The sequence below is a fragment of the Streptomyces sp. NPDC048484 genome, from assembly GCF_040651415.1.
Classification (GTDB): domain Bacteria; phylum Actinomycetota; class Actinomycetes; order Streptomycetales; family Streptomycetaceae; genus Streptomyces.
This window is the reverse complement of record NZ_JBEZJY010000032.1, coordinates 77,680-101,425: the sequence shown is the minus strand read 5'-3', so window position 1 is coordinate 101,425 and position 23,746 is coordinate 77,680. Positions and strand designations below refer to the sequence as shown.

Below are 23,746 nucleotides of genomic sequence, written 5' to 3'. Positions count from 1 at the left end.
GAGCCGGTCGCGCCGGGCGTCGCGACGCCGCGGAGATCCATAACGCGCCCTAGCGGTGAGCGCGCTTCGTCGCGGTGGTGCGGGCGTGGTGGAGGAGCCCCGCGAGGCCCTGCGGGGCGGTGGCGAGGATGATGTCGGGGGTGTCGCTCTCGCGGAGGCGGATGGTTCCGTCGGGGGCGGTGGCCAGGTAGAGGCATTCGCCCTGTGGACCGCCGCTGAACGTCGACTTCTGCCAGGTGAGTTCAGGCATCCGTGTCTCCCTAGAGGGTGTAGAGGACGTGCTGGATGAGAGCCAGAGAGTCCTTCACGGAGTGTGCTTCTGGGGCCAACGATACGTCGATCGGGGGCAACGCGTAATCGGCGAGTCGCGCGAACAGCCTCTCGTATTGGAGCAGGGTTTCCTGGCCGCCCAAGTACCGGATCCCGGTCGGCTGTTCGAGGACCACCGTGCCCAGTCGTGGCACGGAAGGGATCAGATGGACGAAGTTCCCGCTGACGGCGGCATGCGCCTGGGAGCTGAACGGATAGATCCGGATGGTCAGGTGGGGGAGCCGGGCCAGCTCGATGAGATGGAGCAGCTGTTCGCGTACCACCTCTGTGCCACCGAACTTCATGTGCAGGGCGGACTCGTGGATGACGGCGTGTACGGACGGAGGGTTCTCGCGGGTGAGGATCCTCTGCCGTTCCATGCGGAACTTCAAGGCGTCCCCGATGTCCTCGTTCTCGAAACCCAGTTGCGGGGTGGCGAAGACGGCCTGTGCGTAGTCGGCCGTCTGGAAGAGTCCCGGGATGAACAGTGACTGGTGCAACCGCACTTCGACCGCGTCACTTTCCAGCTCCGCCATGTTCAAGGGCCCTTGTTCCATGGGCCTCTTGTAGGCCGTCCACCACCCCTTGCCTGTTGCCTCAGACATGGCGACCAGAGCCTCGACGTAGGTCTTATCCGTGCACCCATAGAGGCGACACAGCTCACGGAGTCGTTCCATCAGGATGGTCGTCTTCGCTGTCTCGATCTGGCTCAGCTGGGCCCTGCCCATACCGATCCGCTCGGCAGCCTCGCCCGCACTGAAACCCGCTTGTTCGCGCAGGTGTTTGAGCTCGTAGCCGAGTCGGCGCTGGCGTTCGCTGATGGTGGTGCGCAGTCCCACGGTTCACTCCTAGTCGGTCGCCCAAAGTCTCTCCAGATCACGGGAGTTCGTCCACCGATCGAGTGAGCGGCTTGAACAATGTAAACCCATGTAGCTACTTTAGGTTCGGCTCCAGTTACCCAAAGGAGTCGCCCATCCTCCCCTGCCCACAAGCCGACAGAGCACCCGCCCCTCCATCCGGGAGCGCGCGGACATCGCCATCGCCGGGCCCGACCCACGACTGGAGCCCACGTCCATGAATCCCGCCCGCAGTGCCACCCACCGGTCGCTGCAACCGAGCCACGAATACAGCCTGTTCGCGCCGGCTGACGCCACCGCGCCCCGCGTCTGCCGGGACTTCGTGCGGGCGGTCCTGTTCACGCACGACCGGGAACCCCTCGTCATGCCCGCCGCGCTCTGCATCTCGGAGCTCGTCACGAACGTCCATCTGCACACGAAGGGCACCGCCATACTCCGAGTCCGACTCAACTCGGCGCGCCTCCACGTGAGCGTCCTCGACGAGAGTCCTGATCCACCGGTCGTCGCACGCCCCGCCGCAGGGGCCGTCGCCTGCTGGGGGCGAGGGCTCGCCCTCGTCGAAGAGGTGGCGGACAGGTGGGGCGTCGCCGACGGGAGAGCGGGGCGATACGCGAAGGAGGTGTGGTTCGAGCTGCGGTCGGCGGGGTGAGTCGTCTCTGCTTCGTCGGTTCGAGTGAACCGAGGATGTTTCCGCAGGTGAGTCCCTGTGGCTCCCTACCGTGATGGCGTTGTTGTGCCACGAGCATGCCCAGTCCACACCTCAGGAGGCGACATCGCTATGGCCGCTCCGGCACACGAGGGGCCCGAGACCATGACCGAGTCCAGGGCCGAGCCTCCGTGCCTGTCCGAGAACGGGCCCGGCCTCGACGAGGTTCTGTGGCAGGCGTGGAAGGCCATGGAACTCCCCGAGGGCTACCGCGCTGAGATCATCGAGGGAGCCATCGAGGTGTCGCCCACCGGTCGGTTTTCGCACGGCCAGATCATCAACCTGCTCCGGGATGACCTGGTGCTCTTTCTGAAGGACGGTGACTTCGCCGCGTGGAGTGACTTCAACGTCATCCACAAGGGGGAGCGTCTTGATTCCCGATCTCTTCATCGCCCCCAGAGACACGGAGCGGTACGTCACCGCCGACGGGGTGGGGATCACCGCAGCCGCTGTCCGTAAACGGGGACAGGGGCGGGGACAGGGGCGGGGACGGGGAGCGGGACGGACTGAGGCGCGCCGGGCCGGCGGCGCTGCCGGTTGCCGTGCCCGCCCGGACTACCGGCCCAGGCTCTGCCAGACCGTGAGCGCCAGAGCCAGGAACGACGTGGCTGCCGCGAGTGAGGGCAGGGGCCAGCGGGTGCGCTCAAGCGCCTCGATACGGGTCTCGTGTTCGTCAAGGGTCTTGTCGGTCTGGTCGGCGCGCTGGAGCAGGAGCGCGAGGTCGCCTCGCGTGGTGGCGAAGCCGACGTCGACCGAACGACGCAGGCGTTCCAGTTCCAGGACGACCTCCTCGGTCTCGGTCGCTGTCATCGGGTACCTCCCGCGCTCGTCGTCCGCATGGCATCGGTCATCGTGACGCTCCTTATACGTTTCGTGGTTTTCGGGGTTTCCCCCTTGCCTCTCCTTCTCGGCGGTGAGGGGTGTGGCCATGGGGTTTCCTCAGTTGACGGGGGTGACGGTGATGAAGCGGTACATGAACGCGGTCGAGGCGGTCGTACCGCCCGTTGCGTTCGCCTTGTGGACTGGGGCGGGGGCGAGTTGGGCCCAGACGGTGCCGGTGTAGTACCAGTACTGCTTCGGCGTGCTGAGCCGGCAGAGCATGCCCGCCACCGGGGCGGTCACCTTGGTGTCCCGGGCGGCGCTGTCGGCGAACCGCAGCACGGTCCGGCCGTCCACGGCCTCGGCGAACGCGTCCGGCTCCAACGGCTGTTCCTGCGCGGACGGTTCACTCACACCGCGCTCCCCGGTGCCTTGAGCAGCTCTCCGTAGGAGATTCTGCTGCTGGTCAGGGCGTCGAGCGACGCGTTCTGCGCCTAGATCAGGGCGTACGTACGCGTGGCGCCGTACTCCGGATCGACCGGCAGGTCCGGGGTGAGGCCGGTGTCGGACGGCACACCGTTGTAGGAGGTGCCGCGCAGGGTCAGGGTCTGCTGCGGGGCCGCGCCGGACGCGCAGGTGGTGCCGGCGCCGCAGTAGCCTTTGGCCATGGCTGCCGAAGAAGCGCTTGTGCCGAAAAGGGCCGGAAAGCCGGGAAAGGGCCGTTTCGCCGCATCCCTGGCCGTGCGGATGAGCGGAGCCAAACGGCATGCGCCGCGTGTAGTGCTGGCTCTTCCTGGAGGCGACCGCTGGCCGTTCGAGAGCGGGGAAATCGCCGGCATGGCGCGCCGGGCTGCCACGCTCGGTGAGTTCCTGGCTCCCGGGGCGGGCGTGGAGCCCTGGATCTACACCGCGCGGATACACCGGTTGCCGGAACTCCGGCTCGCGAATGCCGCGGAGTGGATCGAGGACTGGGCCGTCGTACCGCCCACGTCCCTCCTCACCAGGGACGCGCCGCCGGACAACCAGCTCCTCGCGAACGCGAAGAGGTACGGACTGTTCGACTCACGCGGCACGGCCGAAGCGGTCAAGGCGATCACGGCAGGTCTCCCCAAGGGCGGGGTTCCGACATTGGTGCTGTTCCACGTCTGGGCGCCGAGCTCTGACGACACCTCCCTCGCCGACCAGTTGGAGGCGGCGTCCGGTGCGAACGTCTTCTGGCAGTTCCTCGGTGACCCGGACCTGACGCATGTGCTCAGGAAGCTCGACGCACTTCGGGCCCAGGCCCCACACATCACGAACGTGAGCCTCTTCCGGGGGTGGAACATTCCCGAGGGCATTCCCGAGTACTTTCTCTTCCGGGGCGCCCTGAAGCCGTTCGTGCGATGGTGCCGTCAGCCGAAGAACTGAGCGAGCTCCAGAGCGCTGGGCTGCTGTCGCCGAAGCGGCGGTGCCGTGTCCGTCACCGGCTCCTTCTCCTCCGCGCCGGGACGCGGAAGGGGCTCGGGGAAGTCGATCGGCTCGCTGTCCTCGTCCCGGTTGACCGTCGCGAACATCCAGTTCGCCTCCGCGAGCTGGTCCACGACGGAGGCGAGCAGGTAGTCGGTGACCGACCAGTCCGCCGCCTCGCCGTGCAGATCGCGGGCTGTCGCGCTGTCCCGGGGAAGGTGCTGGACCAGCACCGAGAGCCGCCGCGACGACAGCTGCCCCCGGCCACATGGACGCTCCCTTCGGGGGAGGGGGTCTTCGGGGCTTTCCGGGACTTTCCGGAGATCCGGGGCGTCGCGCCCGGGGATCCCCGGAGTTTCAGGGCAACACAAAGCGGCAGGTCCGCCGCCCGTCCGCCGGGCGCAGCTCTGCCGCTGCATCCAATGTGACACCGGTCGGGCAAACGTGCAACCGGCTTGTGCCGGAGGGCTATTCGGGCGTACGCAGAAGAGAACCCCGGCCGTGGCCGGGGTGTACGGGCCGACTGTTCAATCGGCATTGTCGGCGCGCAGGAGCAGGTCGAGCAGCCCGGGGAAGCGCGCCTCGAACTCCCCGCGGCGCAGTCGGTTGACCCGCTTGGGCCCCTGGTCGCGCTGTTCGACCAGGCCGGCGCCGCGCAAGACCGAGAAGTGGTGGCTGAGTGCGGCTTTGCCGACGGGTACGTCGAAGCTGCCACAGCTGCGCGTCCAGTCGGTGGAGCCCGCCAACTCCCGGATCAACTGGATGCGTACAGGATCGGCGAGCGCGGACAGCGCGGTCAGGACGGAAACTCTGTCGGGGTCCGTGTGCACCGGTGCGGCGCGGTGTCCGCCGCCCGCAGCCTGGTTCGGCATGCCGCTCTCCTCGCCATGCGTAGCCGCGCTGGGGCACCCCGCGGAGTGTCCCAGCCCCTTGCTGAGTGTTCGATGGATATCTTACACTCCGAGTGTTCGATTCTTGTTGAACACCTTGTCGGAAGGAACGTGCTGTCATGCGTGTGGTCGAGTTCCAGGAGTACGGCGGCCCCGAAGTACTGAAGGTCGTACGGGCCGACACCCCCGAGCCGGGTCCCGGCCAGGTCACCATCGACGCCACCTATGCGGGCGTGAACTTCGCGGACCTCAAGGCGCGGGCCGAGGGATACCGGGTGGAATCGCTGCCCTTCGTCCCCGGCCTGGAAGTCTCCGGACGGATCCGGGCCGTCGGCCACGGCGTCGAGGGGCTGCGCCCGGGGCAGGAAGTCGCTGCGCTCACCGAGGGCGGCGCCTACGCGGAGGTAGTGGTCGCCGAGGCCGCCACCGTCTTCCCGCTCCCGGAGGGCATGGACCTGCGGACCGCGGCCGCGCTCCCCACCGTGCTGCCGACCGCGCATGCCCTGCTCCACGAGGTGGGGCGGCTGCGCGCCGGAGAGAGTGTGCTGGTGCACGGAGCTGCGGGCGGTATCGGCACGGTGGCCGGGCAGTTGGCCAAGGCGGCGGGCGCGAGCGCGGTGTACGGAGTGGTCTCCTCCGGGGCCAAGGCCGCGCACGCCCTCAAGTACGGCTACGACGAGGTGTTCACCACGGACTCCTTCCCCGGCGAGGTCCGCCTGGCCACCGGCGGCAGGGGGGTCGATCTGGTGCTCGACCCGGTAGGTGGCGACACCCTTCGCCGAGGCCTCGACACGCTGGCCGTCTTCGGGCGCCTGGTGTCCTTCGGTAATGCGAGTGGAGCCGAGCCGTGGCGGGTCGGGCAGTCCGAACTCTATGTGGAGGGCCGTTCGGTCGCGGGCTTCTCCATCCTGACTCTTGCGCGGTCGGCGCCCGAGGTACTGCGGTCGCTCACCGAGAGTGCCTTCCGCACGGTCACCGACGGCACCGTGGAGCTTCCGATCACCGCGGAGTTCCCCCTCTCGGAGGCGGCCGCGGCCCACACCTTGATGGGCGGGCGCACCTCGGTGGGCAAGCTGCTGCTGCGGATGGCCGGCTGAACACGGCACCCCACCACGGGCCAGCGGGCGTTCGTATTGCGGATCAGTGGTCGTGGCGCCGGGCCTGGTACGTCGTTCGTTCGGCGGCGAAGACGTCCTCCAGGCGGAACAGGCGTCGTCGGCCCTGTGTGTCGGCGGACCGCAGATGGCCGCGCTGCACCCACTTGCGGATGGTCGCGGTCGTGACGCCCGCCTCGTCGGCGGCCAGCTCAGTGGTGATCAAAGGGGTGGTGATCAAGGGGGTGTTCAGGGCTCCGTTCACGAGTGCTCGGCCTCCAGCACCCGTCGGCACGCGGGATTGACGCACCTGATCTCGGCCCGTTCCGGGAGCGCCCGCAGGGAGACGCAGTCGCATGCGGGGCAGCGGCCGGGCAGCCGTACGAGCTGCTCCGGGTCGCCGAGCGCGCGGGCGCAGCGTGCGGCCATCCGCCGGGTCTCGTCCTCGACGTGCGGAGCGAGCAGCGGGTCGGCGGCGATGCGGTCCAGCAGTCCGGCGACACGGCGCAGCCGTACCGGTACGGAGGCCGGAGGCACCGGCCGCAGACCGAACCGTTCACGTACGGCCTCCTCCAGCTCGACGACTCCGTCGGTGATGTCCCGTACGGCGTCGGAGACGTAGAGCCGGACCGGAGCGGTCGTACCGCCGACGGGTCCGCCACCACGCCGCTCCCGCAGTCCCCCGCGGCCCGCGGGAGACAACTCGTCGACGAGGTCCGGCCACCGGCGGACGAGCGAGGCGATCCACACGGCTGCTCCACTCTGGTGCTCGCTCATCGGCTGACCTCGCGTCCGTTGCGCCACAGGCGGCCACCGCTGACCCCGTCGAACCAGGTGTGCGAGGGGTCGACGACAGCCTCGCACTGCTTGCGGATCGGGCACCGATCGCAGGCGCGTAACACGGCCTCGGCCTCGGCGGGGACCCGTGTGAACACCGAACTCCCGGACAGGTGGGCGCAGGCGGCTTCTCTGCGCCAGTCCAGTTCCTTGCTCGGTGCGCTGGGTGAGCTCGGTGTGCTCAGTGCGTTCGGCGCGACGGAAAACGCGGGAGAACGGCGGGCGGCGTGGGTGGCGGTGGTGGATGTCATGGCGGCTACGGGCGGCTGGTTGGGCACGTGCAACCCCTCCCCATGTATGGGAACATGTGTTCGATAGTTGCGGGCGAGCGGTTAGAGTCGCATGTTGCGAGCGCGTACGCAAGTGATTACGTTCCGTGAAGGGTGTGGTGTGGTGACGGCTTGTCAATCCCGCCTGAGCTGCGCAGAGTTAGTGAATCCGCCGAATCTCCACAGTTACGCGCGAGCGCGCACACACCTTGGTGCGGGTGCGATCGGTACGCTGCCCCGGCGACGAGGGGAGAGCCGACACATGGCTTCGAGCGCACGGGCCGGGGCCCGTACGGATCAGACGTACCGGGCCGCGGGGCTCCAGGAGTTCGCCGGCTGGATCGAGGACCTGCTGCGCGCCCGGGGCTACGACATCGACAGCCCGCGCGGTGGCGGACGGTCGAAGCTCGCCGACGACGCGGGCGTGCACCGGGCCGCCGTGAGCCGGCTGCTCCAGCGGCAGTCCATGCCCGACCTGGAGACGATGCGGCGCATCGCGGCCGTACTCGGCGTGCCCCTGCGGGAGATGCTCATCCGCTCGGGCCGGCTGACCGAGGACGACCTGCCGCTCACCGGTGGCCACCCCGCCGACGGCGAGGAGCACCTGCGGCTCAGCCCCGAGGAGGCCGCCTGCCGGATGGGTGTCCCGCCCGAGCTGCGGGATCTGTTCGCCAAGGTGGCACGGCAGTTCCTGCCGGAGGGCGGTTGACGGAGGAGGGACCGGAGCACGGCATGGGTGACTCAGCAGGCGGCGGTACAGGCGCAGGCGGCGGTACGGGCAGGGGCGACGCCAGTGGTGGTGGCGGCGAGGCTCAGCGCGTCGCCGGACTCGTGGGCGAACTCCTCGACGTACTGGCCGAGAAGGTCCGCTCGGAAGGTCCGGACGCCGTCCGCGTGCTCACCGAGGAAGAGCTCCAGCGGCATCAACTGAGCTGGTTCCGTGCGGGCTGGGAGGAACACGCCCGCGCGTCCGGCCAGGAGCACCTGGTGGGGCCGGACCGCCCGTTGGACCACCCGCCGGCCCGCCTCCTCCCCTTCCCTGAACGTCCGCCGAGCGACGCGGACTGAGCGTGGGGTGGGGTGGGGTGGGCTCAAGCTGCCCCGGCCCCGGCCTCGGCGCGCGTGTAGTGCAGCAGGACCACCCCGTTGCCGAAGACGCGGGACTCGACGAGGTGCAGGCGGGCGAGCGCGTCGGTGTCGCGGAAGAGGGGGCGGCCGTGCCCGAGGAGCACCGGGTGTACGTAGATCAGGTACTCGTCGATCAGGTCATGGCGCCGGAACTCCGCCGCCAGCTCCGCCCCGCCGACCGCGAGGTCCCCGCCGGGCTGTTCCTTGAGCGCCCTGATGACATCGGGAGCGACCTCCCGTACGACGGTCGCGTTCCAGTCGGCCTTGTCCAGCGTCCGCGAGTAGACGACCTTCGGCATGTCCCGCCAGATGGCGGCGAACTCGCGGACGACCTCGGGGTTCTCGGGGTCCTCGTCGGCGGTCGGCCAGTACTCCGCCATCAGTTCGTGGGAGACGCGGCCGGTCAGGAAGCCGCCCAGCGCGCTGATGCGTTCGTTGAAGTGCCGGTGCAGTTCGTCGTCGACCAGGTGCCAGTCGATCTCTCGGTTCGGACCCTCGAAGAAACCGTCGAGGGAGACGGACATGCTCAGGACGATCTTTCGCATCGCGGACCTCGCTGTGGAGTGAGCCGTGGAGTGAACCGTGGAGTGTGTGGAACGGACCGGTTCGTGGGCTGCGTTGGACTGCGTCGGGTTACGTCTGGGCTGCGTTGGGCTGACAGAGACGGTAGTCCAGCCCCGGCTCGGCGGGGGTCGGTCCAGGTGGGCCGCGGTCGCGCGACGAACGGCCCGGAGCGTGGGCACTCGCGGATTTCCGGTCAGTCGCGAGTGCCCGTACTCCGGGCCGTTCTGTCGATCGTGGTCAAACGCGAAAGATTTCCCGGGAAAAGTCGGGAAAAGTCGAGAAAAGTTCAGGGAGTCGGAGGTGCGGGCGCCGCGGGTCTGCCGGCGGCCGTGGCGGACGGGCCGACCGTCACGGCCGGGCAGCCCGCGGCCAGTGCAGTTATGAGGCATCGGGGCATGGTGCGCATGCAAACTCCGTGTGACTGGTGACTGGTGACTGATGGAGTGATGGAGTGGTAGGGACAAGTTGTCTGATCCCAGGAACTTCCGGGTGCGGCTCCGCCGCAATCCATGCGCCGCCGATCAGGTGCTCACACTGCCCCGAATGTGGCGTTCTGTCACCTTTCACGCCTCTATGGGGCAAGGTGTGCGCGAGGTGCGGCGTGCGGGGGCGTTGTGGACCCTCACTCTGTGGATTCGCCCGACTTCACCCCTGTCTCTCCACAGGTTTCTGTTGCGATCTCGTTAGCAGTTACTCCTTGACGCCCCGGGGAACCCCCGCGTTGTCTTTTTGTCACCTGGGCCCGCACTGTCGCCCTTGTACGGAAGGCACCCGAAGTGAACCGCGCCACACGTCGTACCGCCCTGGCCGCCACCGCCGCCTCCTTGGCCCTGACCCTTGCCGCGTGCGGCAGCGGTGACGGCGGCGCCGAAGCGAGTCCCACCAAGGGTGACGACATCACGGTGGGCCTGCTGCTGCCGGAGAAGGCGAACTCCCGCTACGAGAAGTTCGACTACCCCATCATCAAGAAGAAGGTCGGCACACTCACGGACGGCAAGGGAAAGGTCGTCTACGCCAACGCCGGGCAGAACGCCGCCGTGCAGAACCGGCAGCTCGATCAGATGGTGGACGACAAGGTCGACGTGCTGCTGGTGGACGCCGTGGACTCCCATGCCATCGCAGCCGGAGTGAAGAAGGCCAAGGCCGCGGGGGTTCCCGTCATCGCGTACGACCGGCTGGCCGAGGGGCCGATCGACGCGTACATCTCGTTCGACAACGAGGAGGTCGGGCAGATGCAGGGCCGGGCCCTCGCCGACCGGCTGGACGGCGGCAGGTCCCAGAAGATCGTCATGATGAACGGTGCGGTGACGGACCCGAACGCTGCCCAGTTCAAGGCGGCCGCCCTCGGGGAACTGAAGGGCAAGGTGACTATCGCCAAGACGTACGACACCGCGGACTGGAAGCCGGCGAACGCCCGGGCCAACATGGTGGAGGCCATCTCGTCCATCGGAGTCGACAACATCGCCGGGGTGTACTCCGCCAACGACGGCATGGCCGGCGGCGTCATCTCCGCGCTCAAGGCCGCGGGTGTCACCAAGCTGCCGCCGGTCACCGGCCAGGACGCGGAGCTGGACGCCGTGCGGCGCATCCTCCTCGGCGACCAGTTCATGAGCGTCTACAAGCCGTACCCCGAGGAGGCCGAGACCGCCGCCGAGGTGGCCGTGGCCCGCGTCCGCGGCTACGGCATCGAGTTCGACTCGCTCACCCCCGACAGGGTCTCCAGCCCCACCGACAAGAGCATCCCGGCCAGCCTCGTCCAGGTCTCCGCCCTGACCCGGAAGACCATCGAGTCGACGGTCATCCAGGACGGCATCTACACGGCCGACGAGATCTGCACCGCCAAGTACCAGGCGGAGTGCGACTCGCTCGGCATCAAGTAGGCGGTACCCACAGCCCGCACCCCCTGCACCCCGCGCCCCGCACCCCCTGCACCCCGCGCGCCTCGCACAAACCGAAGTTCGGCCGGTTCCATCGGTTGGGGCGCTCTCGGAGCGGGTCCGCGGGCGGTTCCGGCCCCGCCGGGCCGCCCGGGCATCTCGTCCCGCGCGTCGGACAACGTGTACGCGTCACGCAGATCCTCCATGACCCGACGTCGGCCTGACATCGCCCTGACGTCGTCCTGACGTCGTCCTGGCGTCGGACGCGGCCCGCGACGCGACGGCCGTCCGATGGTTTCCGGCAGCTCATACGGGCTACGCGCCCGTCGGCGCGGGTGCGCGCCGCCGCCGCTCACACCTTGCTGCAACGAGTCATACGGAGGTGTACTCAAAGGCGGATCAAGTGGTGCGATAAGGGTCATGGAGGCGGGGGAGCCGTGTTGCGGAGCCAGGGGACGCCGCGCATAGTTGCGCTGCGGAAGAGGCTGGAACCGGGGGTTGAGGAGATGGCCGGGCACAGGACGGAAGCGCATACACACGGTGCTGACCGCCTGTGCGATGCCGGAGACCGGGTCTACTCACGGGCGGTGCGACGCGGCCGGGTGTCCCGCCAGGACGCCGAGTCGGTGCCCTGCCTGGTCGACCTGGCGCTGCTGCACCCCGACCCCGACGACATGGGCTGGCTGGTGCCGACCTCGCCGCAGGAAGTCATGACACGCCTGCTGCGGGAGATGCACGAGCACGTCGCCGCGACACAGTCGCGCATGGGCGAGGCGGTGTCCGCCTTCGAGTGGTACGCGACCCTCGGCGGCGACGCGCGCTCACCCTCCGAGGGCGTGGCGATCCGGGTGCTCGACGGACTGCCCCGCATCCGGGCCGCCATGGACGCGGCGACCGAGGCCTGCACGTCCGAGGTGCTGGCCGTCCAGCCGGGCGGCATCCGCCGCGAGGACGAACTCTCCGAGGGCCTGCACCGGGCGCTCGCGCTGTGCCGTCGCGGCGTGCGCATGCGTGACCTGTACACGCACGTGGCCCGGCACGGTCAGGGCCTGCGGAACTACATGGAGTTGCTGGAGGACGCGGCGGAGGCCCGCACCCTCGACGAGGTCACCGAGCGGCTCATCGTCTTCGACCGTACGGTCGCGTTCATACCCGCCAGCCCGGACCGCACGATCGCGCTGGAGCTGAGGCACCCGGCGCTGGTGGACTACCTGGTCACCGTCTTCGAACGGCTCTGGCGCCTGGCGGTCCCCCTCGCCGCGCCCCTCCCGGACACAGGCATCGAGGGCATCACCCACCGCGAACGCTCCATCGCGGCGCTGCTCGCGGAAGGGCACCAGGACGCGGTCGTCGCGGAGCGTCTGGGCATCAGCGTCCGTACGTGCCGGGCCCACATCGCCCGGCTCTCGGAGACGCTGGGTGCCGCCAGTCGTACGCAGCTGGGGGTGCGGATCGCCCAGGCCGGCCTCGACGGGCCGCCGCGCTCCCCAGAACTCCAGCCCCTCACCGTCCCCGGCCAGGAGTCCCCGACCGACCGGTGACCCGGACCGGACCCGACAGGTGACCTGGACCTGACCCGACCGGTGACCCGACCGGTGACCCGGGCGGGACGGGCGCTCACTCCGTGGCGTCCTGTTTCAGGATTCCCGACATGGCGATCAGATAGCCGAGCTGGGCCCGGCTGCCGCTGCCCAGGGCGGTGGCCAGTTTCGCTATGTGGGCACGGCAGGTTCGTACGTTCATGCCGAGGCGGCGGGCTATGGCCTCGTCGACATAGCCCTCCACCAGGAGCTTGGCGATGGAGTGCTGGATGTTCGTGATGCCGTCGGGGGCGGTTTCGTAGGGGGCGCCGGCGGTCAGCGGGACCGCCCGGCCCCAGACGAACTCGAAGACCTTGATCAGGTAGCGGACGAGGCCCGGGTGCCGCAGCTCCAGGGCGACCTGCTGGTCGTCGCGCGTGGGGATGAAGGCGACGGTCTCGTCGCAGACGATGAGGCGTTCGACCAGCTCGTCGATGGTGCGGTACTCGACCTTGCCCTCCGCGAGCTGGGCCACGTAGGCCAGCCGCTCGGGGTTGTAGCGGGCCGTGTGCTGGTAGAGGGTCCGTATTCGTACACCGCGTTCGATCAACGGCTTGTCGCGCTCCAGCCCTTGGAGCAGGCTGCGCTCGGAACCGCGGTCGCTCGGCTGGATCGTGAGCATCTCGGTCTGACACTGGGCCGTGGCCTGGTCGAGCGCCGCGTTGATACGGTCGCCGCCCTCCAGCACGGTGATCGAGTGGGTGGGCGTCGCTTCCTGCACGCGGAGAGCCATGAATGGCTCAAAAGCGTCGGCCAGCTCCAGCGAGAGGCGTCTGCGGGCGGTGATCTCGCGCTCTATGGGATTGAGCCGTTGCGCCAGAGCGACCGACGGGGGTACAGGGCGCAGCCAGTCCGCGTCGTCGGGATCGGGGTGAAGGAGCGCGAACTCCATCAAACAGGGGGCGGGTTCCACGTCCTCGCGGGCGATGCGTCCTGCGCGCAGAGCGGTCGCGTAAAGACGGCCACCTTCCTTACACAGTTCGGCCACCGAATGGGGATGTGTCGCCTTTGAACCGTTTATTGCCAAATCTCCACCCCCCAGGGTCCTGAACGTGCAGGAACATGATGCATCGATTATGTGGTCATGACGTGCCCGAATGAGCCATCGTCGTACTCGACGGGGGAAGACGGAACTTTCAAGTGAGGACGAAGCCGACTATGCGTAAGAAAATGCTTCGCTCGGTGCTTGTCGCCGCCTTCTCCGCCGTCGTGGCGTTCGGAGCTTTGAGCGACGTCTCCGCCGCGAAGAGCGATGATCGCGCCGACAGTCACTGGCCGACAGCGGCCGTGGACTTTCAGGCAACCGATGTCCCGGACTCCCACTGGCCCGCTCCACCGGTGGATGAGGGTTCCGGGGGCTGACATGACGACTCCTCCCGACGACCGTTCCTTCCGCCGAGAGATGGCCACGGCCTATCGCTCGGGCTGGCACTTCATCGACCTGGCCACCGCCATCCCCCACGGCGGTGACTCGTTGATGGTGACCGTCTTCGGAGAACCGGTCGTGGTGACGCGGGACGACGAGGACGACGTACGGGCGTACCGCTGTCTGCGACGGCCCCGGGGGGCGCCGCAGCCGGTACGGTGCGCCATTCGGTACGGAATGGTCTTTGTGAACCTCGATCAGCGCGACCATCGCCTGATCGAGCCGGCAGCCCCGGACGTACGAACCATCTCAGCCACCCCCCGCAGTGCCTGACGCGATTCCCCCGTCGTTTCAAATCGCTCAGGCGCTTCCCCCCCGCAGCGGCGTCACCGTGACCTGAACACGGTGACGCCGCTGCAGTTTCCAGGCATGTTTCATGCTGTTCCCGGTCTCCACAAGGGGGGAAACCGGCCTCGTGCCCGCAGACCCCGTGGGTCCCGTCGGCCCCGCCGGCGTCAGCAGTTCCCCATCGCCGAGGTCAGCGCGATCTCGATGACCACCCGGGACGGATTGGGCGCCGGCGTCCTGCGGTAGCGCTCGGCGTAGCGGCGTACCGCCTCCGCGACCCGCTCGGGGTCCCCGGACACCGTCGCGCGCCCCTCCAGCGTCGCCCACCGCCGCCCCTCCAGCTGGCAGACGGCGGCCGTCATCCCGTCGTCCCCGGCGGTCAGCACGTTCCGTACCTTCCTGCTGGACTTGTTGGCGATGACCCGAGCCAGACCGGCCTGCGGATCGTATGTAACTCCGACCGGCACCACATGAGGGGTGCCGTCGGGACGGAGGGTGGTCAGGGTGCACACGTGACGCTCCCGCCAGAAGCCGAGATACGAGTCGCCGGGATCGCGCGGGTTTACGGGGTACGAGGCCATGGAGCGGAACCTAGCCCCCGTACCGGTACGGGACGCGCCTGCCCCTCCCCGTGCCCCCGTCGATACCTGACCGCCGGTACCTGACCGCCGGTACCTGACCACCGATACTCGGTCACCGGTACTCGGTCACCGGTACTTGGCCGTGCGACGCCCCGCAGCCCCCTTGAGTGGAATAGACTCAACTTTGTGTACGTTGGTTGGGTCAGCCAACACCGGACGAGTGTGAGTGTGAGCACGAGGAGGAGAACGCGAAAGTGGATGCCGAGCTGACGAACAGGAGCCGGGACGCGATCAACGCGGCCAGCAGCAGGGCCGTGTCCGAGGGCCACCCGGACCTGACTCCCGCGCACCTGCTGCTCGCGCTGCTGGCCGGGCAGGAGAACGAGAACATCACCGATCTGCTGGCCGCGGTCGAGGCCGACCAGGCGGCCGTACGGACCGGCACCGAGCGCCTCCTGAGCGCGCTGCCCAGCGTGACCGGCTCCACCGTCGCCCCGCCGCAGCCCAACCGTGAGCTGCTCGCGGTCATCGCCGACGCGTCCGAGCGGGCCAAGGAACTCGGGGACGAGTACCTCTCCACCGAGCACATGCTCATCGCGCTCGCCGCCAAGGGCGGCGCGGCCGGCGACGTACTCTCCCAGCAAGGGGCCAGCGCCAAGAAGCTGCTGGAAGCGTTCGAGAAGAGCAGGGGAGGGCGCCGGGTGACCACCCCGGATCCCGAGGGCCAGTACAAGGCACTCGAAAAGTTCGGTACCGACTTCACCGCCGCGGCACGGGAAGGCAAGCTCGACCCTGTCATCGGCCGTGACCAGGAGATTCGCCGCGTCGTCCAGGTGCTGTCCCGGCGCACCAAGAACAACCCCGTCCTCATCGGGGAGCCGGGCGTCGGCAAGACCGCCGTGGTGGAAGGGCTCGCCCAGCGGATCGTCAAGGGCGACGTGCCCGAGTCCCTCAAGAACAAGCGGCTGGTCTCCCTCGACCTGGGCGCGATGGTCGCGGGCGCGAAGTACCGCGGTGAGTTCGAGGAGCGGCTCAAGACCGTGCTCGCGGAGATCAAGGACTCCGACGGGCAGATCGTCACCTTCATCGACGAGCTGCACACCGTCGTGGGCGCCGGCGCCGGCGGGGATTCGGCCATGGACGCCGGAAACATGCTGAAGCCCATGCTGGCCCGCGGCGAGCTGCGCATGGTCGGTGCCACCACCCTGGACGAGTACCGCGAGCGGATCGAGAAGGACGCGGCACTGGAGCGGCGCTTCCAGCAGGTGCTGGTCGCCGAGCCGAGCGTCGAGGACACCATCGCCATCCTGCGCGGACTCAAGGGACGGTACGAGGCCCACCACAAGGTGGTCATCGCGGACAGCGCGCTCGTCGCCGCCGCGACCCTCTCCGACCGGTACATCACCTCCCGCTTCCTGCCCGACAAGGCCATCGACCTCGTCGACGAGGCCGCGTCCCGGCTGCGCATGGAGATCGACTCGTCGCCCGTCGAGATCGACGAGCTCCAGCGGGTCGTGGACCGGCTGCGCATGGAGGAGCTGGCACTCGACAAGGAGACCGACCCGGCCTCCAAGCAGCGCCTGGAGAAGCTGCGCCGCGACCTCGCCGACAAGGACGAGGAACTGCGCGGTCTCACCGCCCGCTGGGAGAAGGAGAAGAAGTCCCTCAACCGGGTCGGTGAGCTGAAGGAGAGGCTCGACGAACTGCGCGGCCAGGCCGAGCGGGCCCAGCGCGACGGCGACTTCGACACCGCCTCCAAGCTCCTCTACGGCGAGATCCCCACCCTGGAGAGGGACCTGGAGGAAGCCTCCGAGGCCGAGGAGGCGGTCGCCAAGGACACGATGGTGAAGGAGGAGGTCGGCCCGGACGACATCGCGGACGTGGTCGGCGCCTGGACCGGCATCCCCGCCGGCCGCCTCCTGGAGGGCGAGACGCAGAAGCTCCTGCGCATGGAGGAGGAGCTGGGCCGCCGACTGATCGGCCAGAGCGAGGCCGTGCAGGCCGTGTCGGACGCCGTGCGCCGTACGCGTGCGGGCATCGCCGACCCGGACCGCCCGACCGGCTCGTTCCTCTTCCTCGGCCCCACCGGTGTCGGCAAGACCGAGCTGGCCAAGGCCCTCGCGGACTTCCTCTTCGACGACGAGCGGGCCATGATCCGCATCGACATGTCGGAGTACGGCGAGAAGCACAGCGTGGCCCGACTGGTGGGCGCGCCTCCCGGCTACATCGGTTACGAGGAGGGCGGCCAGCTCACCGAGGCGGTCCGCCGCCGCCCGTACAGCGTCGTGCTCCTGGACGAGGTGGAGAAGGCGCACCCGGAGGTCTTCGACGTCCTGCTCCAGGTCCTGGACGACGGGCGCCTGACGGACGGTCAGGGCCGGACGGTCGACTTCCGCAACACCATCCTGGTCCTCACCTCGAACCTGGGCAGCCAGTTCCTGGTCGAACCGCTGACGAGCGCGGAAGTGAAGAAGGAACAGGTCCTGGAGGTGGTGAGGGCTTCATTCAAGCCGGAGTTCCTCAACCGGCTCGACGACCTGGTGGTCTTCTCGGCCCTCAACAAGACGGAGCTGGAGCGCATCGCCAGGCTCCAGGTCGGCCGCCTCGCGAAGCGGCTCGCCGAGCGCCGGCTCACCCTGGAGGTGACGGACGCGGCGCTGGCCTGGCTCGCGGACGAGGGCAACGACCCGGCGTACGGGGCCCGGCCCCTGCGGCGTCTCGTCCAGACCGCCATCGGCGACCGGCTCGCCAAGGAGATCCTCTCCGGCGAGGTGAACGACGGCGACACGGTCCGCGTGGACGCCTTCGGCGACGGGCTGATCGTGGGGCCGGCGACGGCTCCCGCACAGGACCCGGCACAGGGCCCGGCACAGGGCCCGGCGTCGGGCAAAACGCTCTGAGCGGAATTCCGTCACCAGCGGGGGCGGGGGTTGCGGGCCCCCGCCCCGGATGGGAGAGGATGGCGGGATCCGTACGAAGGGAAAATCACGGTGAGTATCGACCCGTCCTCGATTCCTAGCTTCGGGGGCCAGCCAGAGCCGAACCCCGGCGGACCGGCGGGCCCCGTCGTCCCGGATCAGGACCTTGTGAAGCAGCTCCTGGACCAGATGGAGCTGAAGTATGTCGTCGACGACGAGGGTGACCTCGCGGCGCCGTGGGAGCAGTTCCGTACGTATTTCATGTTCCGTGGCGAGGACGACCAGCAGGTCTTCTCGGTGCGGACGTTCTACGACCGGCCGCACCAGATCGAGGAGAAGCCCCACCTCCTTGAGTCGATCGACGACTGGAACCGGCGCACGCTGTGGCCCAAGGTCTACAGCCACACGCACGACGACGGCACCGTCCGCCTGATCGGCGAGGCGCAGATGCTGATCGGCACGGGCGTCAGCCTGGAGCACTTCGTCTCGTCGACGGTCAGCTGGGTGCGGGCTGCCATCGAGTTCGACAAGTGGCTCGTCGAGCAGCTCGGCCTGGAGCAGGAGATCGACGGGGCCGAGAAGCCCGACGAGACCGAGAAGCCCGAAGAGGGCGAGTAGTCCTCACCCGGAGCACGACCCTGGGTGCATAGCCCCGGGAGCACGGCCTCGGGAGCACAGCCTCGCGTCGGTCCGCGTCGGCCCGCAGCGGCTTGTGCGGGTTCGCGTCGCGGTTCACAGCGGCTTGTGGGCGAGTACGACCAGATATGCCCCGTACGCGAACGAGAGCCCGGTCAGGGCGCCGACCACCAGGGTCGCGTGCCACGGCCGGGCTCTTGCCGTTCGCGCCAGCGCGCACGCCAGCGGCAGCAGCAGCGGGAACGCCGGCAGCAGGAACCGCGGCTTGCACTCGAAGAAGCCGTCGCCACCGGCCGCGACGACCAGCAGCACGCCCGCGTAGACGAGCAGCGGCAGGGGAGCGCGATCGGCGACCAGCAGCCCGTACAGCAGCAGGGCCGCCGCCACGAGCACCATCGACATCGGGAAGATGAGCAGGTCACCCTCCAGCAGCAGATGCCGTACGAAGCGCAGCGCGCCGAGACCGAAGTCGAAGCGCGAGCCCCACCGCCGCTGCACTTCGAGGTATCCGCCGAGCAGATCGCCCTGCCGCCGCCCCACCCACAGCACGTACGCGACCCAGCCGAGGGGTGCGAGCGCCGCGCCCGTCCACAGCCTGTGGGTAACTTTCCCGCGACGCCCGCAGACCTCGTACGCCGCTGCCGCGAGGACCGCCGCCGCCACCGCGAACCCGTTCGGCCGGGCCAGGCCCGCGCACACCGCGAGGGTGCCCGCCCACACCCAGCGACCGGTGAGGACGGCGTACAGCGACCAGGCCGCGAAGGCGGTCAGCACCGGCTCCGTGTACGCCATCGACAGCACGACGGAGTGCGGCAGCAGGCCCCAGAGGAGGACGAGGGCGGTGGCGACGGCCCGGTCGTGCAGCCGGGCCCCGATCGCGTAGATCCCGCAGGCGGCGACCCCGGCGGCCGTCCACGCGATCAGCAGGCCCGCGCCGGGGCCGCTGAGCGGGGTGAGCTGGGTGACGGCCCGCAGCAGCCCCGGATAGAGCGGGAAGAACGCCAGGTCACTGTGGACGACGGCGGAGTGGAGGTGCAGGCTGCGCCCGTAGCCGTCCTCGGCGATCCCGGAATACCAGAGGGAGTCCCAGGACCGCCCGAGCAGGAGGACGGGATGCCCACCGGTCGCCCAGGCGGTCATGGCCACGACCGTGACGCCCAGCAGCCGGGCGGCCAGGAACAGTCCGAGGGCCGTGCCCATCGTCGCGCCCGGAACCGGAACCGGGCGGGAACGGGGACTGCCCTCGCCGGAGGGTGGCGTGACGGCGGGCTGCGCGAGGGTACGTGCGAGGGTCACATCCAAAGATTGCGTGCAATTACTACGATTTGCGAGCAACGCGCGGCCGGGTTGGCCCGGAATCCACCGGTTTCCCACCGTGGCGGCGCGCCACCATGACAGGGGGCGTCCCACGCTTGGCCCTCAATTAGCCCTCAATGGCCACTTCCGCCCATACCGTCTTGCCCGCGGGGTGCCGCGGCTCGGCCCCCCAGCGCAGGGCCAGGACCTCCACCAGGAACAGCCCTCGACCGGACTCGTCCTCGGGCGACGAGGGCGACGAGGGCGACGAGGGCGACGAGGGTGGCGGGACCGTGGGCAGCTGCTTCGCGGACGCGGCGTCCGCGACCTCGACACGCACCAGGCTTGCGGTCGTGTCGAGGACGAGCCGGAGGCCGAAGCCGCGTCCGGGTCCGGGTCCGGGTCCCCGGCCGTGTTGCACGGCGTTCGCCGCGAGTTCGCCGACGACGAGGGCGACCGTGCACGACGCGTCCGACGCGGGCGGGTGGCCCCACTCCTCCATGTGCCGGACGGCGAGACGTCGGGCGAGCCGAGCGCCTCGCGGTGAGGCGGCGAACCGCGCGGCGAGCGAGGGAAGTTCGCGCGCCGCGTCTCCCGAGGTGGTCGTTCCTGTCAGCACGGCTTGTCCGTCCTTGTCTGTCGAGGCCGAAGCCATACCGCGACGTACATGAGTCGTCACGTTCCGTACTCAAGAGTCGCCCGGTCGTCCTACGCTCGACAGGTGACACAGCCTTACTTTTCAGCCTGTAAGGAACGGAAGTGACGCTTTGGCCAACGGAATTGACCCCAGTACGTCGATGGCGGCGCTGTTCGGCGCGCGGGTGCGCAGGCTCCGTACGGCGGCCGGACTGACCCAGGCCGAACTCGGCAACCGGACGCACGTGGTGAGCACGCGGATCACGCAGATCGAGCGGGTGTCCGGGGCGAAGCCGACGCTTGAACTGGCGCGTGCGCTGGATGCGGCCCTCGGCGCGGACGACCTGCTGGTCGACTTGTGGCCGTACGTGTACCGGGAGGCGTTTCCGGACTGGTCGCGGAAGTTCATGGAGTACTCGGCGCGGGCGGTGGTCATCAGGCAGTACGCAGCTCATGTGGTGCCGGGTCTGTTGCAGACGGAGGATTACGCGCGTGCTGTTCTCAGCCTGGACGCTCTGTTGCACGGCGAAGAGCAGTTGGAGGAGCGCATCACAGCCCGTATAGGACGGCAGGAACGGCTGAGTTCGTCCGATCGACCGGAGCTGTGGGTGATCCTCGACGAGGCGGTACTGAGGCGGCCGATCGGCGGCCATGCCGTGATGCGGAAGCAGTTGGCGCGACTACTTGACGCTGCAGCGGAGCGGCACACCACCGTGCAGGTACTGCCGTTCGACCAAGGCGGGCACGAGGCGATGGGCGGCTCGCTGACGACCCTGACCCTGCCGGACGGCTCAGAAGTGGCCTACACAGAGGGCTCGGACTACGGCCAACTCATCGAGGAACCAGCCAACGTCAGTCGCTACAAGGTGATTTACGATCGGCTGCGGGCGGCAGCCCTGCCCCCGCTCATGTCACTCGACATGATCCGGTCCACGATGGAGGGTAACTACCGTGGCTCGAATCTCCCGTCCCGATCTGAACGACGTCGCCTGGCGCAAGAGCAGCTACAGCAATCAGGCGGGGGGCGACTGCGTGGAGGTGGCCGACCGGTTCCGAAAGGCCGTCGTCCCCGTCCGTGACAGCAAGGTCCCGCACGGACCGGCGCTGTACTTCGAAACCGCCGCCTGGGCCGCCTTCATAGGCGAGTTGAAGGTCGGTCACCACCGTCCCTGAGGCGGCCGGGCCCCGGCCGCCGCCCGCGTTCCGGACTCACCGGGTCCTTGTCCGCGAGGGCCCGGCGGGCCGCTGACTTCCCCAAAGAACCGGGGGAAAGAACTACCCGCCCACCCACCCTCCCGGTCGCGCAGCCTGCGTCACCCGTCCGAGTGACTGGCTTGCGAGGGCGGGATTTCGGCGGTTACGTTCGCCGCGACAACCGAAAACAGATACGGCCCCCGGCCGGGGTGTAGGAGTCCCGATCGAGGGCCTGACCAACAAGGAAGACCAACTTCCCGATGGCTGACCCGAAGTCTAACGCGCGCCTGCGCGCCGACGCCGGAGCACCGACCTCCGGCGTGATCCACGTCCGCACCCGCCTCACTGCCGACTTCACGGTGATCTCCAACGCCCTCGCCCAGCGACGCGGCAGCGCGGTCACGGGCGGCGTGGCCCTCTACATCCTCTCCAAGCCCACCGGCACTCCCGTGACCATCGCCGCCCTGTGCGAGCACTTCACCGAGGGCGAGACCCTGATCTCTCGGGCGCTCAGGGAACTCGAAGACGCCGGGTACCTGGAACGCCGCCGCGAGCGGCTGTCCACCGGGCAGATCCGTACGCGTACGTACTTCTACGACGTACCCGGCGGCCCGCACAGCCCGCCCCCAGGCCCGGGCGGGCCTCCCGATCCGCCCGCACCGCCCAAGCCGCGGCGGCCCCGGAAGCAGCCCGCCGTTGTGGCGGTCGCGCCATCGTCGGCGCCTGTACAGGAAACGGAACCTGTACAGGAAACGGAAACGGCGCAGCCGCCCGTACAGGCCGAGGCGGAGCCACCGACCCCGCCCGCCGACACCGCCGCAGACCCGCTCGCCGACGCCGACCCGCAGGCCATCGCCATCCTCGCCGCTCTGCGCCGGGTCGACCCCCGCCTTGTCCTGTCAGCGGAGGAAGCCGCCCGCCTTGCCCCGGCCGTCACCCGGTGGCTCGCGGCAGGCATCCTGCCCACACACATCACGGACCACCTCACCGCAAGGCTCCCGGATCCCTTCAGTACCCGCCCGGTCGGCATCCTCGCCTACCGGCTCAAGGAGACTCCGCTTGCTCTGCCCGCGCCGGCCACAAGAGCAGAAGCCCCAGCCCCGGTACGTCCGACGGTCGTGCCCATGCGGAACTGCGACGGTTGCGACCGGGGGTTCCGCGCGGCGGAACCCGGCCGCTGCCGGGACTGCCGGTCCGGGGACCGGCTCCGTGCGGCCGGTTGAGCCGGTGGCCGTGTGCGCGGTCCACCCGCAGGTGGGAAGCCTGATGTGGCACGATGCGAAACCCGGTGGCGTCACTGTCCGGCAGGATCGCCGCCGACGGGGGCATCGTCACGCGCGTCCGTCGCACGAGGCGCCGGACTCCTGGAGATCGGGCCCTGGACCGTCCGTCACAACTCTCTTGACCTGGAGCGCGCTCCAGATACGAGCATGGCCGGCATGAACACCACCAACCCCCAGATCGTCCTTGGGACAATGGACTTCGGCACCCGCGTCGATCCCGACCGGGCCTTCGCGATCCTCGACTCCTTCGTCGCCGGCGGCGGTGTCTGGCTCGACACCGCGAACTGCTACTCCTTCTGGACCGACCCCAGTGGCGTCGGCGGCGCCAGCGAACGCCTGATCGGCGCGTGGCTCCGGGCCCGCCCAGGCGCGCGCGACACGGTGCGGATCGCCACGAAGGTCCGGCAGAACCCGCTCGTCCCGCACTCCTGGCCGCAGAGCGCCGAAGGACTTTCCGCCCACGCCGTCCACGCCGGTGTGGACGAGAGCCTGGGACGTCTGGGAGTCGATCACATCGATCTGCTGTGGGCTCACGCCGAGGACCGCACCGTGCCACTGGAGGAGACGGTGGACGCCTTCGGCGAGCTGGTCGCGAAGGGGCTGGCTCTGCGGGTCGGGGCGGCGAACCACGCCGCCTGGCGCGTCGAGCGCGCCCGGTCACTCGCACGGGAGCAGCGCGTGGAACCGTGGACGGCCCTGCAACTGCGCCACTCACTCGTCCAGCCTCGCCCGCTCACGCCCGTCGCGGAGGCCGGCCACCGCATGCTCGGCGCCGAGGACCTGGACCTCGCGCGGTCGGAAGGGCTCGCCGTATGGTCGTACAGCGCGTTGATGTGGGGCTCCTACGTGCGCGCGGACAAGCCGCTTCCGCAAACATATGATCACCCCGGGACCATCCGGGTGCTCGCGGTCCTGGACGACGTCGCCGACGAGCTTGCGGCGACGAGGAACCAGGTCGTCCTGGCATGGCTGATGCGGCAGGGAATCGATCCCATCGTCGGCGCGAGCCGGGTGGAGCAGATCGAGGAGGCACTCGCCGCATGCCGTGTGCGGCTCGGTGACGAGCACCTGGCGCGCTTCGCCGAAGCGCGATAGCAGCTGCCGAAGGAGCC

General features: G+C 69.2%; 31 protein-coding genes. 16 read left to right on the top strand and 15 right to left on the bottom strand.

The genetic code is table 11. From position 1 onward, the window contains the following. Nucleotides 1-49 precede the first annotated feature (49 nt). Both AB0D14_RS29455 and AB0D14_RS29450 read right to left on the bottom strand, forming a co-directional pair. Nucleotides 50-250 (bottom strand): DUF397 domain-containing protein, encoded by a 201-nt coding sequence (locus AB0D14_RS29455; protein WP_362784997.1) that lies wholly within the window; start codon nucleotides 248-250, stop codon nucleotides 50-52. Between the two features lie 10 nt (nucleotides 251-260). Beyond that, on the bottom strand, nucleotides 261-1,148 hold the full coding sequence (locus AB0D14_RS29450; protein ID WP_362784995.1) for a helix-turn-helix transcriptional regulator: 888 nt from the start codon (nucleotides 1,146-1,148) through the stop codon (nucleotides 261-263). A gap of 235 nt (nucleotides 1,149-1,383) precedes the next feature. Between AB0D14_RS29450 and AB0D14_RS29445 the strand changes: the two genes are divergently transcribed. Together AB0D14_RS29445 and AB0D14_RS29440 are read left to right on the top strand one after the other, a co-directional pair. Beyond that, entirely contained in the window at nucleotides 1,384-1,815 is a 432-nt protein-coding gene (locus AB0D14_RS29445; protein WP_362784993.1) for an ATP-binding protein, read from the top strand. 129 nt (nucleotides 1,816-1,944) lie between these two features. After that, entirely contained in the window at nucleotides 1,945-2,331 is a 387-nt protein-coding gene (locus AB0D14_RS29440) for a hypothetical protein (RefSeq protein ID WP_362784990.1), read from the top strand. A 96-nt stretch (nucleotides 2,332-2,427) separates the two neighbouring features. On the opposite strand, the gene AB0D14_RS29435 is transcribed toward AB0D14_RS29440, so the two are convergent. The 3 genes from AB0D14_RS29435 to AB0D14_RS29425 form a co-directional block, all read right to left on the bottom strand. Further along, the gene (locus AB0D14_RS29435; protein ID WP_362784987.1) at nucleotides 2,428-2,682 is read right to left on the bottom strand and encodes a hypothetical protein; all 255 of its coding nucleotides are present in this window, start codon (nucleotides 2,680-2,682) and stop codon (nucleotides 2,428-2,430) included. A gap of 129 nt (nucleotides 2,683-2,811) precedes the next feature. Then, the gene (locus tag AB0D14_RS29430; protein WP_362784985.1) at nucleotides 2,812-3,105 is read right to left on the bottom strand and encodes a hypothetical protein; all 294 of its coding nucleotides are present in this window, start codon (nucleotides 3,103-3,105) and stop codon (nucleotides 2,812-2,814) included. An 80-nt stretch (nucleotides 3,106-3,185) separates the two neighbouring features. Then, nucleotides 3,186-3,359, bottom strand: a complete 174-nt coding sequence (locus AB0D14_RS29425) for a hypothetical protein (protein WP_362784982.1) — start codon at nucleotides 3,357-3,359, stop codon at nucleotides 3,186-3,188. On the opposite strand from AB0D14_RS29425, the gene AB0D14_RS29420 reads away from it, so the two are divergent. Beyond that, complete coding sequence (locus AB0D14_RS29420; RefSeq protein WP_362784979.1) at nucleotides 3,358-4,098, top strand: VWA domain-containing protein; 741 nt, start codon at nucleotides 3,358-3,360, stop codon at nucleotides 4,096-4,098. The genes AB0D14_RS29425 and AB0D14_RS29420 overlap by 2 nt on opposite strands. Here the strand turns inward: AB0D14_RS29420 and AB0D14_RS29415 are convergent. Both AB0D14_RS29415 and AB0D14_RS29410 read right to left on the bottom strand, forming a co-directional pair. Next, a complete protein-coding gene (locus AB0D14_RS29415; protein WP_362784977.1) occupies nucleotides 4,083-4,370 on the bottom strand; it encodes a hypothetical protein in 288 nt (95 codons plus the stop codon). The genes AB0D14_RS29420 and AB0D14_RS29415 overlap by 16 nt on opposite strands. 294 nt (nucleotides 4,371-4,664) lie before the next feature. Then, entirely contained in the window at nucleotides 4,665-5,009 is a 345-nt protein-coding gene (locus AB0D14_RS29410; protein ID WP_362784974.1) for a helix-turn-helix transcriptional regulator, read from the bottom strand. 137 nt (nucleotides 5,010-5,146) lie between these two features. Here AB0D14_RS29410 and AB0D14_RS29405 point away from each other — a divergent pair, with 137 nt between their 5' ends. After that, on the top strand, nucleotides 5,147-6,124 hold the full coding sequence (locus tag AB0D14_RS29405; protein WP_362784972.1) for a zinc-binding dehydrogenase: 978 nt from the start codon (nucleotides 5,147-5,149) through the stop codon (nucleotides 6,122-6,124). Between the two features lie 43 nt (nucleotides 6,125-6,167). Here AB0D14_RS29405 and AB0D14_RS29400 read toward each other — a convergent pair whose 3' ends face one another. Genes AB0D14_RS29400 through AB0D14_RS29390 form a run of 3 tightly spaced genes read right to left on the bottom strand, consistent with a single transcriptional unit; the run spans nucleotide 6,168 to nucleotide 7,209 of the window. Beyond that, on the bottom strand, nucleotides 6,168-6,386 hold the full coding sequence (locus AB0D14_RS29400) for a MerR family DNA-binding transcriptional regulator (protein ID WP_362784969.1): 219 nt from the start codon (nucleotides 6,384-6,386) through the stop codon (nucleotides 6,168-6,170). Then, nucleotides 6,383-6,898, bottom strand: a complete 516-nt coding sequence (locus AB0D14_RS29395; RefSeq protein ID WP_362784967.1) for a hypothetical protein — start codon at nucleotides 6,896-6,898, stop codon at nucleotides 6,383-6,385. The genes AB0D14_RS29400 and AB0D14_RS29395 overlap by 4 nt, the downstream gene beginning before the upstream one ends. Next, complete coding sequence (locus AB0D14_RS29390; RefSeq protein WP_362784964.1) at nucleotides 6,895-7,209, bottom strand: WhiB family transcriptional regulator; 315 nt, start codon at nucleotides 7,207-7,209, stop codon at nucleotides 6,895-6,897. Before AB0D14_RS29390 ends, AB0D14_RS29395 begins: the two co-directional genes overlap by 4 nt. Nucleotides 7,210-7,489: 280 nt before the next feature. Between AB0D14_RS29390 and AB0D14_RS29385 the strand changes: the two genes are divergently transcribed. Together AB0D14_RS29385 and AB0D14_RS29380 are read left to right on the top strand one after the other, a co-directional pair. Then, entirely contained in the window at nucleotides 7,490-7,936 is a 447-nt protein-coding gene (locus AB0D14_RS29385; RefSeq protein ID WP_362784960.1) for a helix-turn-helix transcriptional regulator, read from the top strand. Nucleotides 7,937-7,959: 23 nt separating this feature from the next. Further along, a complete protein-coding gene (locus AB0D14_RS29380) occupies nucleotides 7,960-8,295 on the top strand; it encodes a hypothetical protein (RefSeq protein WP_362784956.1) in 336 nt (111 codons plus the stop codon). Nucleotides 8,296-8,318: 23 nt separating this feature from the next. Here the strand turns inward: AB0D14_RS29380 and AB0D14_RS29375 are convergent, their stop codons facing one another. Beyond that, on the bottom strand, nucleotides 8,319-8,900 hold the full coding sequence (locus tag AB0D14_RS29375; RefSeq protein WP_362784954.1) for a dihydrofolate reductase family protein: 582 nt from the start codon (nucleotides 8,898-8,900) through the stop codon (nucleotides 8,319-8,321). A gap of 795 nt (nucleotides 8,901-9,695) precedes the next feature. On the opposite strand from AB0D14_RS29375, the gene AB0D14_RS29370 reads away from it, so the two are divergent. Beyond that, nucleotides 9,696-10,799, top strand: coding sequence for a substrate-binding domain-containing protein (locus AB0D14_RS29370; RefSeq protein WP_362784951.1), 1,104 nt, complete (start codon nucleotides 9,696-9,698; stop codon nucleotides 10,797-10,799). 503 nt (nucleotides 10,800-11,302) lie between these two features. Further along, on the top strand, nucleotides 11,303-12,337 hold the full coding sequence (locus tag AB0D14_RS29365; RefSeq protein ID WP_362784949.1) for a LuxR C-terminal-related transcriptional regulator: 1,035 nt from the start codon (nucleotides 11,303-11,305) through the stop codon (nucleotides 12,335-12,337). A gap of 76 nt (nucleotides 12,338-12,413) precedes the next feature. Here AB0D14_RS29365 and AB0D14_RS29360 read toward each other — a convergent pair whose 3' ends face one another. Continuing rightward, nucleotides 12,414-13,403 carry a helix-turn-helix transcriptional regulator gene (locus AB0D14_RS29360; RefSeq protein WP_362784946.1) on the bottom strand — a complete coding sequence of 330 codons (990 nt, stop codon included), beginning with the start codon at nucleotides 13,401-13,403 and terminating at the stop codon, nucleotides 12,414-12,416. Nucleotides 13,404-13,546: 143 nt separating this feature from the next. On the opposite strand from AB0D14_RS29360, the gene AB0D14_RS29355 reads away from it, so the two are divergent. Continuing rightward, the gene (locus AB0D14_RS29355) at nucleotides 13,547-13,738 is read left to right on the top strand and encodes a hypothetical protein (RefSeq protein WP_362785057.1); all 192 of its coding nucleotides are present in this window, start codon (nucleotides 13,547-13,549) and stop codon (nucleotides 13,736-13,738) included. Nucleotide 13,739: 1 nt separating this feature from the next. Then, nucleotides 13,740-14,075, top strand: a complete 336-nt coding sequence (locus AB0D14_RS29350; protein WP_362784943.1) for a hypothetical protein — start codon at nucleotides 13,740-13,742, stop codon at nucleotides 14,073-14,075. A 182-nt stretch (nucleotides 14,076-14,257) separates the two neighbouring features. Here AB0D14_RS29350 and AB0D14_RS29345 read toward each other — a convergent pair whose 3' ends face one another. After that, nucleotides 14,258-14,671, bottom strand: a complete 414-nt coding sequence (locus tag AB0D14_RS29345) for a TIGR03618 family F420-dependent PPOX class oxidoreductase (protein WP_362784941.1) — start codon at nucleotides 14,669-14,671, stop codon at nucleotides 14,258-14,260. A 254-nt stretch (nucleotides 14,672-14,925) separates the two neighbouring features. On the opposite strand from AB0D14_RS29345, the gene clpB reads away from it, so the two are divergent. Together clpB and AB0D14_RS29335 are read left to right on the top strand one after the other, a co-directional pair. After that, complete coding sequence (gene clpB / locus AB0D14_RS29340; protein ID WP_362784939.1) at nucleotides 14,926-17,571, top strand: ATP-dependent chaperone ClpB; 2,646 nt, start codon at nucleotides 14,926-14,928, stop codon at nucleotides 17,569-17,571. 90 nt (nucleotides 17,572-17,661) lie between these two features. Further along, nucleotides 17,662-18,207, top strand: coding sequence for a YbjN domain-containing protein (locus AB0D14_RS29335; protein ID WP_362784936.1), 546 nt, complete (start codon nucleotides 17,662-17,664; stop codon nucleotides 18,205-18,207). A 114-nt stretch (nucleotides 18,208-18,321) separates the two neighbouring features. On the opposite strand, the gene AB0D14_RS29330 is transcribed toward AB0D14_RS29335, so the two are convergent. Together AB0D14_RS29330 and AB0D14_RS29325 are read right to left on the bottom strand one after the other, a co-directional pair. Further along, complete coding sequence (locus AB0D14_RS29330; RefSeq protein WP_362785054.1) at nucleotides 18,322-19,425, bottom strand: hypothetical protein; 1,104 nt, start codon at nucleotides 19,423-19,425, stop codon at nucleotides 18,322-18,324. A gap of 223 nt (nucleotides 19,426-19,648) precedes the next feature. Further along, the gene (locus AB0D14_RS29325; RefSeq protein WP_362784933.1) at nucleotides 19,649-20,140 is read right to left on the bottom strand and encodes an ATP-binding protein; all 492 of its coding nucleotides are present in this window, start codon (nucleotides 20,138-20,140) and stop codon (nucleotides 19,649-19,651) included. 178 nt (nucleotides 20,141-20,318) lie between these two features. On the opposite strand from AB0D14_RS29325, the gene AB0D14_RS29320 reads away from it, so the two are divergent. From AB0D14_RS29320 to AB0D14_RS29305, 4 genes are all read left to right on the top strand, one after another. Next, a complete protein-coding gene (locus tag AB0D14_RS29320) occupies nucleotides 20,319-21,236 on the top strand; it encodes a helix-turn-helix transcriptional regulator (RefSeq protein WP_362784931.1) in 918 nt (305 codons plus the stop codon). After that, a complete protein-coding gene (locus tag AB0D14_RS29315; RefSeq protein ID WP_362784928.1) occupies nucleotides 21,190-21,330 on the top strand; it encodes a DUF397 domain-containing protein in 141 nt (46 codons plus the stop codon). Before AB0D14_RS29320 ends, AB0D14_RS29315 begins: the two co-directional genes overlap by 47 nt. Before the next feature lie 281 nt (nucleotides 21,331-21,611). Beyond that, nucleotides 21,612-22,574, top strand: a complete 963-nt coding sequence (locus tag AB0D14_RS29310) for a hypothetical protein (RefSeq protein ID WP_362784925.1) — start codon at nucleotides 21,612-21,614, stop codon at nucleotides 22,572-22,574. Nucleotides 22,575-22,790: 216 nt separating this feature from the next. Then, a complete protein-coding gene (locus tag AB0D14_RS29305) occupies nucleotides 22,791-23,729 on the top strand; it encodes an aldo/keto reductase (protein ID WP_362784922.1) in 939 nt (312 codons plus the stop codon). Nucleotides 23,730-23,746: the final 17 nt, after the last annotated feature.